This is a genomic window from Nonlabens sp. Asnod3-A02, assembly GCF_045063755.1.
Taxonomy (GTDB): Bacteria; Bacteroidota; Bacteroidia; order Flavobacteriales; family Flavobacteriaceae; genus Nonlabens; species Nonlabens xylanidelens.
The window spans coordinates 1,001,611-1,017,558 of record NZ_JBEFOC010000007.1; the positions used below are offsets into that span (position 1 = coordinate 1,001,611).

Genomic DNA, 15,948 nt, shown 5'->3' on the forward strand with positions numbered 1-15,948 from the left:
TTAAAGCACAATCTCTACATTGTAATTTTTTAATTCTTCCTTATAACTAGCGTCAGAGAAGTTTGCAGCAGCGATTTCTTGGGCGCTTTTTTGTTTAATTTGTTTTCTTTTTATGGCTCTAGCAAACCTGCGTACATGAGTCTCGTTACTTATTTTAAGTCCAGGAACAGGTACGGTTTTACCATTTTCATCTTTGGCAACCATAGTTAAAAAAGAAGAATTACAGTGCTTTGTCACACCAGTTTGTATGTTCTCTGCATCTACACGTATACCTACTACCATAGAAGATTTACCTACATAGTTTACAGATGCTTTTAAGGTTAACATTTCGCCTACTTCTATAGGAGCTAAAAAATCTACAACATCCACACTTGCTGTAACGCAGTAGACACCACTGTGTTTTGACGCACAAGCAAATGCAATTTGATCTATTAGAGAAAGAACATAACCTCCATGAATTTTACCAGAAAAATTTGCATTAGATGGTAACATTAATAAGGATAACATGACTCTAGATTGTTCTGGAGATTTAAAAGTATCTTTCATAAAATGTGCTTGTTGTTAAGAGAATTAATTGGATAAGTGTTCCGCTTTCGCGAAAGCGGAATTCCCATCATTAATCTCGATTAAAATGTGGGCTATTTTCTTTAGTAACCTCGGTAATAAAGTATTTTGTATCACCCCAGAAGAAGAAAGTTCCAAATTTCTCTTCATACTTTAACTTCACATATTTACCTTGATATTCCTTGAGTTTTTCGATAATCTCTGGTTGATTATCCATTACAGAGAAAGAGAAAATTTGTGCACCGCTTATACCTTGCGAGATCTCGCCTTCCCAGGTTTTAACGACAAAACCTTTATGTGTAAACTTAATTAATTCTCCACTACGGTACCCATCAGAATAGCTAGCGAAATATATAAATGCATACCATATAACGGCTAGTAGTAATATTGTGGTAAGTATGACTCCTAAAATCTTTTTCATATCATGTAATTTTTAAATAACAATCCGGTTAGAATTGCGATTCCAAAGCTAAGCAATGTACCTATTAATACGTACTCTGTGAGCTTCATATTTTTTGCCTTACTTAAATCACCAAATCTAAAAACAGATTTTGCAGTTAATAATAAGCCTACAGCGCTAAAATGGTCTGTTATAATAAATAAGAATATAAGCAATCGCTCTAACATACCTATCCATTTCCCAGCATTTTTAAGTCCATAAATTCCGGTGTCGTCTTCTGTTAAAGTCCATCTAGTAAAAAATATTTTAAGCATGATGGCCACAGGACTAGTAAGAAATAATACACATAAGATTAATGGCCATAGTATTTGTAAAAACTGTTCATTTATAATAAAGTTAATTCCCGATGTATTTGTTGCTAGAACTACGAGTATTAAAATATGAGCTATTTGATCTATGGTAAATAACCAGCGGCTGTTTTTCTTAGTGGTGAAATATAGTTTACCTGCATCTATTAAAAAATGTGTTACTAAAATGATAAGGGCCACATACCAGTATTTTAAATCCCAAAGAAGAATCCAGGACAACAGTGCATGAATTGCCGCATGAACATAGAGGTGGTAGGAGCGTAGCTGGTGTTTTTCTTTTTGTTTAGTAAAATTATTGGTCTGTAGAATAAAATCACCTAAAAAGTGTGCTATTAGTAACTTAATTAATACTTCCATGGCTCACGTCTTTATAGTATTGTTTAAATAAATGTAGAAGTGCATCTGTCTCTTTATAATGGGCACGATCTAGTCTGCGGCTAGCAGTGGCTTGCTTAATACCTAATTTATCACCCATTTCTTGTTGGGTAATAGTAGGGTTTTTATAAACTTCATATAAAATGGCAGCTGCATTCTCTGTCCAATCATCCATATAAATAAGAGCAATTTTTAATGCAGTATTCATATAATAATCCAGTGGGTTTCCACTTCTTACCATAATGTTTTGCTCCTTATTCTTTAATGAATCTAATAACTCTCCAGATTGTGTTAGAGCATTTCCAGAAGATTTTGCAATATCATTATCTATAACTTGTACATCGCCTACACCTATTGCTATTCTTACATCTAGCATACCGGTTTTTCTCAACGCAGTTTTTAATTTAAGACAGGTTAATAAACCTTGCTCTGGACTATCCATCCATACTTGAAAACTATCGCCACGATATATTTGATACATTCCATTTTTAGAATGTACTTTTAAAATAGGTTCTATGATCTTGAGATAATCATCTGGCTGGTTCTTTTGAGAACCTATTATATCACCTGCTAAGACTACTTGCATAAATTACTTTTAAATTATTACGTAAAAGTGTAATAATTCAAATATATTACATTATTAGGTAATATTTGTATTTATTACATAAAAGTGTAATAAATGTATTTTATTACGTTATTGTGTAATATTTCATTCTTATTACGTAATAGTGTAATATTATAAGTTTAGTCGTTGTTCTTCGTCACTAGCTTCTAGAAAATCTGGATCACTTTCTATAGCACGATTTACCAGTTTTTCATTCAGAGATTTATTAGCTTTGGCACCTAATCTTTTTAAACGTTCTATACGACCTACTAGGTTTCCAGAACCTTCAGTAAGTTTATTCATACTAGCAGAATAAGATTTTTTAACCGTATCTAGTTGTGAACCTACTTTAATTAAATCTTCTGTAAGACCTACAAATTTATCGTACAAAGCACCAGCAGCTGTTGCTATGTCTAGTGCGTTTTTTTGCTGTTTTTCATTTTGCCACATCGTGTCTATAGTACGTAATGTCGCTAATAGAGTGGTAGGTGTAACTATAACTATATTCTTATCAAATGCCTCACTGTATAGATTTCCATCATAATTTAACGCCATGGCAAATGCTGGTTCTATAGGTACAAAAAGAAGTACAAAGTCTGGGCTATCGATGTGGTAATCATGATAGCTTTTTCCAGATAAATCTGCGACGTGTTTTTTAAGAGAAGCAACGTGTTCTTTTAAATAACGTTGTTGTAGATCTTCATCTTCTTCATTAATAAAGCGTTCATAAGCATTGAGCGATACCTTAGAATCGATAACCATTTTCTTACCGCCAGGTAGATTTACGACTACATCAGGAAATAGGGTCCTGCCATCTTCGGTTTTAATAGTTTGTTGTACCTCATACTCAGATCCTTTTTCTAAGCCAGATTTTTCTAAAACACGTTCTAGGACTAATTCTCCCCAGTTACCGCGCATTTTAGCATCTCCTTTAAGTGCTTTGGTAAGGTTGCTCGTTTCTTTACTCATTTGTTGATTCAATTCTTTAAGACCTAATATTTGTTGTCTTAAAGAACTTTGTCTATCGATAGTGTCTTTGTGAGTATCTTCCACTCGTTTTTCAAAACTTTGAATCTTCTCCTGTAACGGACTCAAAATTTGTTCGATATTCTTCTTGTTTTGATCGGTAAATTTGGTGCTTTTCTCGTCTAAGATTTTGTTAGCAAGGTTCTCAAATTCCTTAGTAAATTTCTCGTTTAATTTCTCAATCTCTCCTTGTGCTTCAGTGTGTTTTTCTTCCGCTTTCGCAAAAGCGGTACGTTGCTCAGCTAGTAATACATTAAGATTCTCCTTCTCGATAGCTACCTCACGATATTCTTTATCAAGTTTTTCTAGTCTCGAACTTAATTCTTTCTGGCTCTCAAGTTTTTGCGCTAATTGTGCACTGTACTGACTGTTCTCATGTTTTAAACGATCACGTTCTTGTATCGCAGGTTGTAATTGAGATAGCTGGCTATTTAATTGCCCTTTTTCTGACTCTAGTACATTGAGAGTTCCGGCAAAGCGAGTTTTTGCAAAAAACCACGCTACTACAGCACCGATCACCACACCGATGATTAAAAATAACAACCAATTAAATTCTTGAGACATAAAATAGAGATTTACCGTAAAAATACGATGACTAAATAGGTCTTAAAATAGGAATGCCAGCTAGTTATTCACAAGAAGAATAATTATTTAAAATGGTGCAGGAATATTTAAAATGACAGGCTGTAAAGTTACAGGATGTATAAATTCTAACTGCTCGGCATGCAAGTATAAGCGGTCTTTTTTAAAACCATATAAATCATCACCTATAATAGGACAGTTTAATCCTAATGGATGGGATGCATGAACGCGCAACTGGTGTGTGCGTCCTGTAATAGGGTAGAAGTGCACTCTAGTTTTACCATCTTTACGTTCTATAACTTCATATCTTGTACGAGCGTTTTTACCGTATTCAGGGTCGACCATTTGAAAAGGTCTATTATCCAGATCTACTCTTAAAGCTAGAGATATATAACCACTATCTTCTTTTACCATACCGTCTAATAAAGCAACATATCGTTTTTTAACCGTACGTCTTTCAAATTGATCTTGGACCTTTTTATGAATATCTAGGGACTTAGTAAGTAATAAAACACCTGATGTACTCATGTCTAATCTGTGTACAATTAATGGTCCTGTGGCATCTGGAAAACGTTGTTTCATTCTAGATTCTACAGAGTCGTCTATGACCTTACCTCGTACTGAGAGAAACTCTTCGGGCTTATTAACAGCCATAAGGTAATCGTCTTCATAAATAAGGGGTAGTTCTTTACCTATAGCAGGGTTTTCTAGCATAGGATTATCGTCTACGTCTAGACCTTGTAGCATATGTCCTAAAACTGGTTCACATTTAGAACGGCAAGATGGGTAGAAGTGACCATGTTTACGTATTTGTGATTTTAAAGACTCACCGTACCAGAATTCTGCCATGGCGAGCGGCTGTAAATCATTTAAATAAGCATATTGTAATAATTTAGGCGCGGCACAATCTCCAGTTCCAGATGGTGGTAAGTAAGGAGGTATGTTTTTAAAAAGCTCAATAGCATTTTTACGCTCACCGTTTGCATTTAAAAAATTATAATTTTCAAAAATCCAAGTCTGCAGTTTATTAGACAGGTTTTTACGATCTAACTTAATTTGGTCTATTTCATTTTGAACAGTAGCAATAGCCTTTTCTAGAGGGACGACTTTTGAATCTAGATATACTTTATATTCTTTAAGCAAGAATTTTGCATGCATACCAGCTGTTTGATGGCTGTCTATTAATTTTTGAAAATCTACTTTACTTAGTGTAGATTTTGCTTCTTCCTTTATTTTCTTACGTTCTGCTTTGAGATTTGAATGTTTTTTACGCTGATTATAAATTAAAAGTTCATTTTCAACCTTTAATTTTCCTAGCCTTTTTTTATTGGCAAGGTAGTCTGTGTCGTTCTCTAACGATTCTAAAGTAGCAGTGAGCGTACTTAAAATACCATTTTCTTTGGCATAAAGACCATCTTCCTGAAACATATTAAAAACCAAAGGAGCAAATTCAGTCTCTTTTTGTTCTCCGTTTATAACCCCAGAATGTGCCCATAAATGTCCTAATTTACCTTCTTTATCTCTAACGACAAGTACCCCAAACATTTTCCCTAAGGGATGCTGATAATCTTCTGGACCTAGATTTAAATCAAAAAACCAATTATCTAGACCATCTAAAAAATTTCTTAGTTGTGTCGCTGCTTTTAAAGCAAGTGGATGTGGTTCGTAAAGAAAAGGGAATGTGAATTTTTGAGGTGCATCTATCCTTTCTTCTTCAGAATTAAATCGGCGTAAAATAGAACTCATTAAAGAGTATGTTTTAAAAATCAGTTAATTAACTCTTTGTAAAGATCTTAGTTATTAAGGCCTCATTATCAGTAGTTAAATTAGATGTAGCTTTTAATTTTTTAATAAAACTAGCCACTTCGTCCTTAGATGCTGGACAGCCTAGGTTATCTCCTTTTTCATTAAAAGAAGTCGTTATTATTGTACCGCTCGCGTCTAGTATCACCCAAAAAGGCAAACCAGCACTAGCGCCTTTATAACTAGTAATTAATTCTCTAGATCCAGGGTTTTCTAGTTTTATGTTATCCCCATTTTCAAAAACAACAATAGGTAGCAACACATAATTTTCTTCTATATAAGAAGCGATGGCAGGGTCTTTTAACTGCTTAGTCATGCGATGACACCAGCCACACCAAGATGCCTCAAATTTTACCATCACATGCTTATCAGATTCTACTGCTTCACTAAGAGCTTTGTCCATTAAAGATGCTACAGATTCTTGAGCCGTTGTTACATTAAAAGTGACAACTAGAAATGTTACTAAAAGAATTAAATTTTTCATGTTTTTAATTTTTAATTAAACAAGACTTTGCATACCTACAAGACCATGGTATAGACCTTCTTTAGATAATAAATCACTGTGCGTACCTTGTTCTACTATTTCTCCTTTTTTCATCACTACTATATGGTCTGCATTTTGAATAGTAGACAGTCTGTGAGCAATAACGATAGAGGTTCTATTTTTCATAACTTTTTCAAGAGCATCTTGAACCAGTCGTTCACTCTCTGTATCTAGTGCGCTAGTTGCCTCATCTAGAATTAGGATTGGGGCATTTTTAAGTACTGCACGCGCTATAGAAAGTCGTTGTTTCTGTCCACCACTTAATTTATTACCGCTGTCACCTATGTTGGTATGTATACCTTCTGGCAAGTCTTTGACAAATTCCCATGCATTGGCAATTTTTAAAGCATCGGTAATCTGTTCTTCAGTAGCATTTTTATCACTTAGTGCTACATTAGTTGCGATAGTGTCATTAAATAAGATAGAATCTTGAGTAACGATAGCCATTTGATCACGCAAACTCTTAAGAGTTACGTCCTTAATATTTTGCCCATCTATAGTAATAGTACCATTTTCTACATCGTAAAATCTGGTCAATAGATTTGCAATCGTACTCTTTCCAGAACCACTTTGTCCTACTAGAGCAACACTAGTTCCTTTAGGTATATTAAGCGAGAAATTCTTTAGAACAGGTTCATCTTGATAAGAAAACGTGATGTTGTTTACGTTTACCGCTTTCGCGAAAGCGGGAATAGAAACAGCTCCTTCTTTATCTTCAATCTCATTTTTAGTATGCAGTATTTCTAGAACACGCTCTGCACTCGCATTACCTTCTTTAACACCATAACTAGCTTTTGCAATAGCTTTGGCAGGTGTTAATATTCCGTATGCTAAAGCCATATAAGATACAAAATACTCACCATTTAAATCTCCACCAAAAACCATTTTTCCACCAAACCAAAATAATCCAGAAATGACACATATTCCTAAAAACTCGCTAGTAGGTCCTGCCATACTTCTTCTAAACTGTAATACATTTGAGAATTTGTAAAAACGCTGGGTACTTTTTTGAAATGTATTGTTTAATCTGTCTTCAGCATTAAAGCCTTTAATGACTTTTAGTCCGCTCAATGTTTCTTCTAATAACGATGTAAAATAACCTTGTTCTTTTTGCACATCGGTCGATTGACTTTTTAATTTTTTACCAATTCTAGAAATTATGAATCCAGAAATAGGTATAAAGATCAATACAAATACTGTAAGTCCAGGACTTATAAGTAACATGGCGCCCAGAGTAAAGATTACATTAAGTGGTTCTTTAACTATTAATTCTAGTATAGATAAAAAACTATTTTGAATTTTTTCTACATCACTGCTGGTTCTAACAATTACATCACCTTTTCTCTTTTCTGAAAAGAAGGAGATCGGTAAATGCATGATCTTTTCATAAAGTTCATTTCTTATATCTCTCAACACTCCATTTCTCAAGAATGTAATAAAATACATTCCTAGGTATCCAAAAACATTTTTAAGCAATGCAAGAACTACAATAACAATAATCATTGCTATCAATGCTTTTTCTTGATCTTGATCAACGACTGTAGTGGCATACCAGTTTACATAATTCTCTAGATAATCTTTTACATCTAGTAAACCTAGCCATTCTGGTTTTTCATCAACACGTTCTGTGTTTTGAAATAATACTTTCATCACTGGCATTAACGCTATAAAAGTTAATGTGCTAAAAAGTGCATAAAATATATTACAAATAATATTCAGTATACCATAACGCTTATAAGGCTTAGCATACTGTAAAATCTCTTTAAAATAATTCATTTATTAAATATCAAAACTGGCAAGAATGCCTTTAATTTTATCTTCTAATTGTGTCTGGATTAGGGTGTAATTTTCCACTTTGTCCAGCGCTGTTTTTACAGAGATATAGAACTTTATTTTAGGTTCTGTACCGCTAGGTCGTGCTGCAATCTTTGAGCCATCTGCTAGATAAAAGATTAAAACATTAGATTTAGGAATATCAAGAGTTTCAGTTTTATTCAAATGCTTGTTTTCTCTAGTGCTAGCAGCATAATCTTCTACTATAATGACATCTTGTCCGCCTATTTGTTTAGGTGGGTTTTCTCTTAGGTCTATCATCATTTGTTTAATCTCTGCAGCTCCAGAGATTCCTTTCTTAACTAGAGAGACTAATTTCTCTTGATACACGCCGTATTTAAGATATAGTTTTATCAACTCTTGATAAACGGTTGATGAATTTGATTTTGCAAAAGCATACATCTCGCAAGCTAGTAAGCATGCGGTAACAGCATCTTTATCACGTACAAAATCACCTACCATGTAACCAAAGCTTTCCTCGCCACCACCTATAAAGTGCTGTTGTGGATGGTCTTTAATCATTTTTGCAATCCACTTAAAACCAGTAAGACCTTCTTTACATTCTACGTCATATGCATGCGCTAGATCGTGCATCATAGGTGTAGAAACGATAGTAGATCCTATAAACGGATCTTTCATCGCTTTTATATCGCTTTGCTTTAATAAAAAATCGGTCATGGCAACCATGGTCTGATTACCGTTAAGTAATTTCATGTTACCATCTGTATCGCGCACAGCAATACCTAATCTGTCAGAATCTGGATCTGTACCTATGACCATGTCAGCATCGATCTCATTTGCAAGATCTACTGCCATTTTAAGCGCTTCTGGCTCTTCTGGATTAGGAGATTTTACCGTAGGGAAATCACCATTAGGTACGGCTTGTTCTTCTACGATATGCACATTTGTGTATCCAGCACGTTTTAATGTTTCTGGAATTAGAGTAATACTAGTACCATGTAGACTAGTAAAAACTATTTTTAATTGTGAGCGATCTACATCTCCTGCTATTTTACCTGCTTTGATACTGTCGTCTATAAATACATTATCGTCTGCATCAGTTAGTAATTCTATTAACTCTGGATTACCATTAAAATTCACATCGGCAAATTCTAATGAACCGATTAAATCTAATATTTCTTTGTCTTGTGGTGGTACAAGTTGTCCGCCATCTTGCCAGTACACTTTATAGCCATTATACTCTGGCGGATTGTGACTAGCCGTTAATACAATACCTGCATGACAGTCCTTTGCTTTTACCGTATAAGAAAGCAATGGAGTAGGGCGCAAGTCTGGAAACAGATAAACGTGAATGCCGTTTGCACTAAAAACGTTTGCAACTACTTGTGCCAGTTCTTTAGAATTATGACGGCAATCATAGGCTATAGATACTTTTACTTGCTCGTCAGGAAACTGCTTATTTAAGTATTGAGAAAGACCTTGTGTGTTTTTACCAAGTGTATATTTATTGATACGATTAGTCCCAACACCCATGACACCACGCATACCACCTGTACCAAATTCTAGATCTTTATAGAAAGATTCTTGAAACTCGTCATTATTTGCAGTGATTAATGCTAGAGTACGTGTTACAGTAGACTCATCAAAAGGTGCTTGAGTCCAAGATTGTGCGGTTTTTAAGATCTGTTCTTTATTCATGTGTTGTTGGCTTGTATTCTAAATACAAAGATAAGAATTACTGAGCAGTCTTCGTTGTTGTTTTAAGTTGTTGCATAGTCTGCTATTGTGGCTTTATTATTATTTAAATGAATAGTAAAAAGCCTTCTCCATATCAAATAGAAAAGGCTTTTAAAATTTAATCTCGATGTTCTAAGTAAACAGGTGGTGTTAAATTTCTTCAGCAATTTTATAGCGATCGCCTTGATTACCATTTCTCAAAATTAACTCGCCTAAAAAACCAGCTATAAAGAAAAGCGTACCTAAAACCATAGTGGTAAGTGCAATAAAGAACCATGGATTATCAGTAACTAGAATATAAGGAAGGTCTACAGCCATGCGATACAATTTTGAAACACCTACATATCCTGCTGTTATAAAACCTATCATAAACGTGATAACACCTAGAGTGCCAAAAAGGTGCATAGGTCGTTTACCGTATTTAGATATAAAAGCTATAGTTATAAGGTCTAGAAAACCGTTTATGAATCGCTCATAACCAAACTTAGTAGTACCATATTTACGTGCCTGATGAATGACTTCTTTTTCTGTAATGTCTGTAAAACCAGCGTTTTTAGAAAGCACTGGTATGTAACGGTGCATCTCACCATGTACATCGATATTTTTTACGACCGCACTTTTATATGCTTTAAGACCGCAGTTAAAATCATTAAGTTGTACACCGCTAGTTTTACGCGCTGCCCAATTGAATAATTTGCTAGGTAGATTTTTTGAAATAACACTATCATAGCGTTTCTTTTTCCAGCCGCTTACTAGGTCGTGATTTCCTACGGTAATCATCTTGTAAAGTTCAGGAATCTCGTCTGGAGAATCCTGTAAATCTGCATCCATAGTAATGACTACGTTACCTTGTGTCATTTTAAAACCAGCGTGTAAGGCTTGTGATTTTCCGTAATTGGCCTGGAATTTAATACCTTTTATTGGGTTACGAGAATTTTCTTGTTCTCGCTTTCGCGAAAGCGTACTTATTATACTCCAACTGCTATCTGTACTACCGTCATCTATATAAATCACTTCATAAGATAAGTCCGTGGTTTGCATTACACGGTTTATCCAGGATTGTAATTCTGGGATGGAGTCTGCCTCATTGAGTAATGGGATGACTATGGAAAGGTCCATTTTATTCAAACTCGTAAGGTTTTTCTTTTTTAATGATAAGACTAGAAATTAGGCCACCTACGGTAAACATAATAATATTACCTATGTAGCCTATTATAAGACTGGCATAACCAAATGGTGTAGGGCTAAATTTCATTTGCTGGCGTATTTGCTCTTCTGATACCTGACCTGAAATGTCTTCCATACCGAACCAACTTAATATGGTACTACTCATTTCCATGGCTGCTTTTATGCTTAATTCTACCAGTTCTTCTTTTGCACCAGGATCGATGATGTTAAAGATTAATAAACCAGCAATAACATAACCTAAAAGGGCAATGGCAATGGTGAATATGAAATAGAGTAGGGCAGTTCCAAAACTTAGGTAACCTTCTAGCTGCTTTTTTGCTTGTGTTTGTGACACCACACCTAATATGAAAACAATAATAGATATAGGATAAGTGATTAATGGATTTAAGAACAGTCCTAGATCTATTTGCCACATAGCAAAGTAAGCGACGATAATTAAGGTAAAACCTATAAGGCCATACTTAACCGGTATTTCTTTTATTAAATTATTCATTTAAAAGTGTCATGTTGTATGTTTCAAATATAACGATCAAATAATTACTTACCAGTTTGTGGTATTTTACTGATTATTAAACCTGTGATTAAACCTGGTACGGTAAACATGAGTGTTTTAGTAGCAAAACCTAATGCAAATTCTGATAAAGAATAAGTAGGGGCTTTAAATACATCACTTTTTGCAAGGCTGTTTTGTCCTTTTTCGGTAATTCCACGCCATGCGTCTAGTAATATTTGTTTTGCATTTGTGTCTACATGATTAAGTAAAATGTAATATGTAACAGACTCGGTTATAAAAATCATGAGAATACAAATGAAGTAGGCTAGAACGACTTGTTTAAAAGAAACATTACCTTTTAAAGCGAGTCTACCCCATACTTGTGCGAGGACACCTATAAGAATAGGGTAAAGGTATATGGAAGTGTTTAACAAAGGATTTAAATAATCCTGTGCTTGCCACATGTATATGTAAATTGCTAGAGTGATTAATGCGCCTACGGTTCCTAAAATAAAGGAATTTCTTTTGATCGTTTTGTCCACTAAAAAGATTTTTAATTGAGTTTGCAAATATAAAGCTAGGAACTATGGTTTTATGAGTTACATTTGCTTTAAATTAATTTAGGATTAAAAGGTTGTTATTTAAATAAAAACAGTTAAATTTGCAGCCGCAAAAGAATAAGAATTTAAGTCATGCAAAAAGGAATACACCCAGAGAATTATAGATTAGTAGCATTTAAGGACATGTCTAACGAAGACGTATTCATAACTAAGTCTACTGCTAACACTAGTGAAACAATTGAGTTTGAAGGAACTGAATATCCATTAATCAAATTGGAAATTTCTCGTACTTCTCACCCATTCTATACTGGGGAGAGCAAACTTATTGATACTGCAGGACGTATCGACAAGTTCAAAAACAAATACGCAAAATTCAAGAAGTAATCTTCTCGATTTTTATTTATACAAAACGCCTCGCAATTTGCGAGGCGTTTTTAGTTTATATAATTTTTACATAAGGATCTTTCTAATAACCTAATAGTTCTAACCGCTGGTTAAGTCGTTCTAGAGCAGATGCTCTATGTGGATGATACATTCTAGGGTTGTCCAGCATTAAAATTAATGTGGCAGCCTCTCTTCTATTTAAGTCTTCTAACTTCTTATCAAAATAGTGTAACGATGCGCTGTAAAAGCCTGTATTGTTATTTAAAAAGTCAAAATTACTTGCGTAAAATGCGAGTAGCTGATCATCTGAAAACTGCTGTTCTAATTGATGCGCTAGAACTAGTTTAGGAAATCCATATCTATTTTGCCTACTAGAATAATGAACTATTATTAGTTGTGCTGTCTCTTCACTCATATATTTACCACTACGATTTTCAAATAATGACTCATTAATGTAACTGATTACATGTTTTGTTTTATACATTTCATTAAATGTGTCGAGAATATTATCTGGTAAGGGTTTTGTTTTATGAATACCTGATTCTATGTGATGTAAAGGTGTGCTAAGAGATTTTTTTAGGTGGTATTCTACATATTTATAACCGCAAAAAAAACAGAAGACTAATAAGTATGGAGCTTACTAGAATAACTTTTGCAGTGAAATTAATAACCTTTTTAATCAATAACGATACTTTTAGAATACTAAAATTAAAATAATAGTTAGTACAGCAGGAATGGTTTGTACAAATATAATTTTCTTACTGACTGTAAGGGCTCCGTAAATACCAGCTATAGCGATACAAGCTAGAAAGAATAAACTCACGTTATCTTTCCATATTTCGTTTTCTATGAAGAATGTCCATATTAAACCAGCTGCGAGAAAACCATTGTACAGTCCTTGATTAGCTGCCATCGCAGTAGTCTGTCCGAATAATTCTTTAGGAAAATCACTGAATACTTTACGACCTTTAGTTTCCCAAGCAAACATCTCAAAATACATGATGTAAAGGTGTAAAAAAGCTATAAAACCTATTAAAATAGAAATAAATGTATTCATGATTTATGGTATATTAAGATAAGTAAAGGTAGTGGAAACTTTAATTTATCTATTCATGATCATTAAGGTTAAGGTGGCAACTGTTTTTAGATCTTAATATCTATTTGTAGGTTACTAAGATATCGGTTGCTTTTTGTAAATCGGTTGCATGTATTTCAGTTTTATCAGCAAGGGGAAACTGTTGTTGTCCAGGTCTGGCTATAAAAGCAGCTCTCCAACCGGCCCACATGGCGCCAGCAACATCCCAACCATGTGCTGCGACTAGCATACATTCTTCTGGTGAGACGTTCATTTTATTTGCTGCCCAATTATAAGCCTGTTTAAATGGCTTGAATTTACCTGCATCTTCTATACTAAGCATTTCATCAAAGTACGAAGTGAGACCAGCATGTTCAAACTGTTTTTTTACTCCTTCGTTTGAGGAATTAGTGTATGAAACTAATTTGTACCCATTTTTCTTTAATTGAGACAGTGCTCCTTTAACTTCAGGATGTGCAGATAAACTTCTTAATGACTTTACTACTACATCTCTAGCTTCTTCTTGAGATAACTCTATATCGTTATTTGCGGCAACCATTTGTAACGTTGCTGCACCTATGGAACTAAAATGCTCATATTGATCACCTGCTGATGCAACTAATGAATACTGTAACATAGTGGTAAACCATAATGATAGCAGATCTTCTCTGCCATTTAAAGTTTTACCTATTTCAACTTTTAAAGGGCTTATATCTAATAAAGTTTCATTTACATCAAAGAATAATACTTTGGGTCTTGTCAAAGGTTGCATAAATCTTGTTTTTTTTAAATAAGAAAGAGGTTTAAATTTAATTAAACCTCTTAAATAATACTGTTAGACTTTTGTCAAATTATAATTGAAAATCGCTTAAAGTAAGACCGTTATTAAATTTAATATCAGTCCAGTTTACTTGTACCCATGGAGCGTCTGTCACGATAGCATCCCATGAAGATTTTTTATATTTTCTAGTGGTAGGTAATAATACTCCATTTATATTTTCATATTCAACTTGCATTAAAGCTGGAGTCTCTATGACATTGTAATCTGCGACAGTAAATAGAAACTGATCTACTAGACCGGTTTCTTTGTTGATATAAACCTGATAAATATCAGTAGCTTTCTTTTCGGCTAGGTCAAAAGAAACCTTAACTACATCATATTCTTTATCGTTTATGGTTTTTGATTCTACATATTCATACACAAGGTTGTCATCTAATAATTTAGGCATCATGGCAAACCAATAGAAATTAGTAGGTCTGTTAAATTTTACTTTGTCCAGATACTTTTGCTCAATTATTTGCTCTTCATTATTCTTTAACCAGTAATCATTACCGTCAAATCCTTGCTCAATAATACCGTCTAGATCAGGAAGAGTTCTTTCATGTTTATGGTAATATCCATAAGAAAGTTCTCCATCAAAAATATATTTCTCGTTGGTGACATCAAGTTTTCCGTCTGCTGTGCGGTAAGTTAAAGTGTAAGAGACATCTTTTTTATCCAGTAACTTTTGATAATCACCTACTTTTTGAACCATTTGATACACCAGTTCATGGCCTTTATTCTGGAATTCTTGAGTTGGTTCAGGCTCTATTTCTTGAGCTGTTGTTGCATGTTTATTATCATTACAAGCTAGTAGTAAAAAGCATAATGATAAAGTAAGTAAGTTAAGTTTCATAGTGGTAATAGTTTTATGGAGTTATGAATGAGTTGATATAGTATTATAATAGATCTAATCCATTTTAAATGGATTAGATCTATTTTTAATTTATAAATGATTAGATGTTTGAAGATACATGGTGTGTTAATCTTCTTTCATTAATTCATTAAGAACTTGTTTAAAAGTATCTACAGGTTGTGCTCCAGTAACGGCACTTTTTCTGTCAAAAACTATAGTAGGAACAGATGTTACTCCTAGATTTTGCCAGTAGCTTTGAGCAGTTCTAACCTCGTTACGAGCTTCGTCACTTTCTAGTCTTGCCAGTCCTTCTTCAGCATTTAGGCCTACATCTGATAGAGCTTCTTTAAGTACATCTCTTTTTGATACATCTTTACGTTCACTAAAAAATGCTGTTGTAAATCGCATTTTTAGTTCAGTTTGTTTATCAAATTCTTTTGCATATTCTAGAAGAACATGAGCGTCAAAGGTGTTTACCATTCTCATACCATCAAAATAATCAAAAGTAAATCCTAGTTCTTCTCCAGCGTCAGACATGTGCTGTCGTGAATCTTTTTGTTGTTGTAGAGTAGAACCGTACTTTTCAGCAATATGCTCTGTTAAATCTTGACCAGTAACAGGCATGTTAGGATTTAATTCAAAAGGTTGCCATTCTATAGTAACTTGATCTTGAATTCCTAGCTCATTTATAGCTTTTTCTAATCGTTTATAACCTATGGTACACCATGGGCATACTACGTCAGAAACAATGTCAATTTTTAATTTTTCTTTCATC

The 15,948-nt window shown here is 34.0% G+C and carries 18 protein-coding genes; 1 reads left to right on the forward strand and 17 read right to left on the reverse strand.

Annotated elements, in window-relative coordinates; genetic code table 11:
• The 12 genes from ACJJVN_RS07890 to ACJJVN_RS07945 all read right to left on the reverse strand — a co-directional run bounded on the left by ACJJVN_RS07890 (window position 1) and on the right by ACJJVN_RS07945 (window position 12,020).
• The gene (locus ACJJVN_RS07890; RefSeq protein WP_104515133.1) at window positions 1-546 is read right to left on the reverse strand and encodes an acyl-CoA thioesterase; all 546 of its coding nucleotides are present in this window, start codon (window positions 544-546) and stop codon (window positions 1-3) included.
• Window positions 547-616: 70 nt separating this feature from the next.
• Window positions 617-985 (reverse strand): 6-phosphogluconate dehydrogenase, encoded by a 369-nt coding sequence (locus tag ACJJVN_RS07895; protein ID WP_104515132.1) that lies wholly within the window; start codon window positions 983-985, stop codon window positions 617-619.
• Window positions 982-1,689, reverse strand: coding sequence for a DUF3307 domain-containing protein (locus ACJJVN_RS07900; RefSeq protein WP_405368919.1), 708 nt, complete (start codon window positions 1,687-1,689; stop codon window positions 982-984). The genes ACJJVN_RS07895 and ACJJVN_RS07900 overlap by 4 nt, the downstream gene beginning before the upstream one ends.
• Window positions 1,673-2,293: a winged helix-turn-helix transcriptional regulator gene (locus tag ACJJVN_RS07905; RefSeq protein ID WP_104515130.1), complete on the reverse strand. Its 621-nt coding sequence runs from the start codon at window positions 2,291-2,293 to the stop codon at window positions 1,673-1,675. The genes ACJJVN_RS07900 and ACJJVN_RS07905 overlap by 17 nt, the downstream gene beginning before the upstream one ends.
• Before the next feature lie 150 nt (window positions 2,294-2,443).
• A complete protein-coding gene (gene rmuC, locus ACJJVN_RS07910; RefSeq protein WP_405377723.1) occupies window positions 2,444-3,901 on the reverse strand; it encodes a DNA recombination protein RmuC in 1,458 nt (485 codons plus the stop codon).
• A gap of 87 nt (window positions 3,902-3,988) precedes the next feature.
• Entirely contained in the window at window positions 3,989-5,665 is a 1,677-nt protein-coding gene (locus ACJJVN_RS07915; protein WP_405377724.1) for an RluA family pseudouridine synthase, read from the reverse strand.
• A 28-nt stretch (window positions 5,666-5,693) separates the two neighbouring features.
• The gene (locus ACJJVN_RS07920; protein WP_405377725.1) at window positions 5,694-6,206 is read right to left on the reverse strand and encodes a thioredoxin family protein; all 513 of its coding nucleotides are present in this window, start codon (window positions 6,204-6,206) and stop codon (window positions 5,694-5,696) included.
• Between the two features lie 15 nt (window positions 6,207-6,221).
• Complete coding sequence (locus ACJJVN_RS07925) at window positions 6,222-8,042, reverse strand: ABC transporter ATP-binding protein (protein ID WP_405377726.1); 1,821 nt, start codon at window positions 8,040-8,042, stop codon at window positions 6,222-6,224.
• 3 nt (window positions 8,043-8,045) lie between these two features.
• A complete protein-coding gene (locus tag ACJJVN_RS07930) occupies window positions 8,046-9,758 on the reverse strand; it encodes a phospho-sugar mutase (protein WP_405377727.1) in 1,713 nt (570 codons plus the stop codon).
• A 189-nt stretch (window positions 9,759-9,947) separates the two neighbouring features.
• Complete coding sequence (locus ACJJVN_RS07935) at window positions 9,948-10,916, reverse strand: glycosyltransferase family 2 protein (RefSeq protein ID WP_405371223.1); 969 nt, start codon at window positions 10,914-10,916, stop codon at window positions 9,948-9,950.
• Window position 10,917: 1 nt separating this feature from the next.
• Entirely contained in the window at window positions 10,918-11,478 is a 561-nt protein-coding gene (locus tag ACJJVN_RS07940) for a DUF4199 domain-containing protein (RefSeq protein ID WP_405377728.1), read from the reverse strand.
• Between the two features lie 44 nt (window positions 11,479-11,522).
• Window positions 11,523-12,020 carry a DUF4199 family protein gene (locus tag ACJJVN_RS07945; protein WP_170034547.1) on the reverse strand — a complete coding sequence of 166 codons (498 nt, stop codon included), beginning with the start codon at window positions 12,018-12,020 and terminating at the stop codon, window positions 11,523-11,525.
• 150 nt (window positions 12,021-12,170) lie between these two features.
• On the opposite strand from ACJJVN_RS07945, the gene ACJJVN_RS07950 reads away from it, so the two are divergent.
• Entirely contained in the window at window positions 12,171-12,422 is a 252-nt protein-coding gene (locus tag ACJJVN_RS07950) for a type B 50S ribosomal protein L31 (RefSeq protein WP_104515121.1), read from the forward strand.
• 82 nt (window positions 12,423-12,504) lie between these two features.
• Here ACJJVN_RS07950 and ACJJVN_RS07955 read toward each other — a convergent pair whose 3' ends face one another.
• The 5 genes from ACJJVN_RS07955 to ACJJVN_RS07975 all read right to left on the reverse strand — a co-directional run bounded on the left by ACJJVN_RS07955 (window position 12,505) and on the right by ACJJVN_RS07975 (window position 15,947).
• Window positions 12,505-12,906, reverse strand: a complete 402-nt coding sequence (locus ACJJVN_RS07955) for a transglycosylase domain-containing protein (protein WP_405377729.1) — start codon at window positions 12,904-12,906, stop codon at window positions 12,505-12,507.
• Between the two features lie 210 nt (window positions 12,907-13,116).
• A complete protein-coding gene (locus ACJJVN_RS07960; protein WP_405377730.1) occupies window positions 13,117-13,479 on the reverse strand; it encodes a DUF1304 domain-containing protein in 363 nt (120 codons plus the stop codon).
• 100 nt (window positions 13,480-13,579) lie between these two features.
• Window positions 13,580-14,269 (reverse strand): haloacid dehalogenase type II, encoded by a 690-nt coding sequence (locus ACJJVN_RS07965; protein WP_405377731.1) that lies wholly within the window; start codon window positions 14,267-14,269, stop codon window positions 13,580-13,582.
• Window positions 14,270-14,348: 79 nt separating this feature from the next.
• On the reverse strand, window positions 14,349-15,173 hold the full coding sequence (locus ACJJVN_RS07970; RefSeq protein WP_405377732.1) for a DUF6503 family protein: 825 nt from the start codon (window positions 15,171-15,173) through the stop codon (window positions 14,349-14,351).
• 126 nt (window positions 15,174-15,299) lie between these two features.
• Window positions 15,300-15,947, reverse strand: a complete 648-nt coding sequence (locus ACJJVN_RS07975) for a DsbA family protein (protein WP_405377733.1) — start codon at window positions 15,945-15,947, stop codon at window positions 15,300-15,302.
• Between the last annotated feature and the right edge of the window lies 1 nt (window position 15,948).

Coding starts and splice junctions, on each gene's coding strand:
- rmuC (WP_405377723.1), bottom strand. CDS start 3,901: ATGTCTCAAGAATTTAATTGGTTGTTATTTTTAATCATCGGTGTGGTG.
- ACJJVN_RS07900 (WP_405368919.1), bottom strand. CDS start 1,689: ATGGAAGTATTAATTAAGTTACTAATAGCACACTTTTTAGGTGATTTT.
- ACJJVN_RS07970 (WP_405377732.1), bottom strand. CDS start 15,173: ATGAAACTTAACTTACTTACTTTATCATTATGCTTTTTACTACTAGCT.
- ACJJVN_RS07890 (WP_104515133.1), bottom strand. CDS start 546: ATGAAAGATACTTTTAAATCTCCAGAACAATCTAGAGTCATGTTATCC.
- ACJJVN_RS07975 (WP_405377733.1), bottom strand. CDS start 15,947: ATGAAAGAAAAATTAAAAATTGACATTGTTTCTGACGTAGTATGCCCA.
- ACJJVN_RS07905 (WP_104515130.1), bottom strand. CDS start 2,293: ATGCAAGTAGTCTTAGCAGGTGATATAATAGGTTCTCAAAAGAACCAG.
- ACJJVN_RS07895 (WP_104515132.1), bottom strand. CDS start 985: ATGAAAAAGATTTTAGGAGTCATACTTACCACAATATTACTACTAGCC.
- ACJJVN_RS07915 (WP_405377724.1), bottom strand. CDS start 5,665: ATGAGTTCTATTTTACGCCGATTTAATTCTGAAGAAGAAAGGATAGAT.
- ACJJVN_RS07960 (WP_405377730.1), bottom strand. CDS start 13,479: ATGAATACATTTATTTCTATTTTAATAGGTTTTATAGCTTTTTTACAC.
- ACJJVN_RS07935 (WP_405371223.1), bottom strand. CDS start 10,916: ATGGACCTTTCCATAGTCATCCCATTACTCAATGAGGCAGACTCCATC.
- ACJJVN_RS07925 (WP_405377726.1), bottom strand. CDS start 8,042: ATGAATTATTTTAAAGAGATTTTACAGTATGCTAAGCCTTATAAGCGT.
- ACJJVN_RS07950 (WP_104515121.1), top strand. CDS start 12,171: ATGCAAAAAGGAATACACCCAGAGAATTATAGATTAGTAGCATTTAAG.
- ACJJVN_RS07920 (WP_405377725.1), bottom strand. CDS start 6,206: ATGAAAAATTTAATTCTTTTAGTAACATTTCTAGTTGTCACTTTTAAT.
- ACJJVN_RS07955 (WP_405377729.1), bottom strand. CDS start 12,906: ATGTATAAAACAAAACATGTAATCAGTTACATTAATGAGTCATTATTT.
- ACJJVN_RS07930 (WP_405377727.1), bottom strand. CDS start 9,758: ATGAATAAAGAACAGATCTTAAAAACCGCACAATCTTGGACTCAAGCA.
- ACJJVN_RS07940 (WP_405377728.1), bottom strand. CDS start 11,478: ATGAATAATTTAATAAAAGAAATACCGGTTAAGTATGGCCTTATAGGT.
- ACJJVN_RS07965 (WP_405377731.1), bottom strand. CDS start 14,269: ATGCAACCTTTGACAAGACCCAAAGTATTATTCTTTGATGTAAATGAA.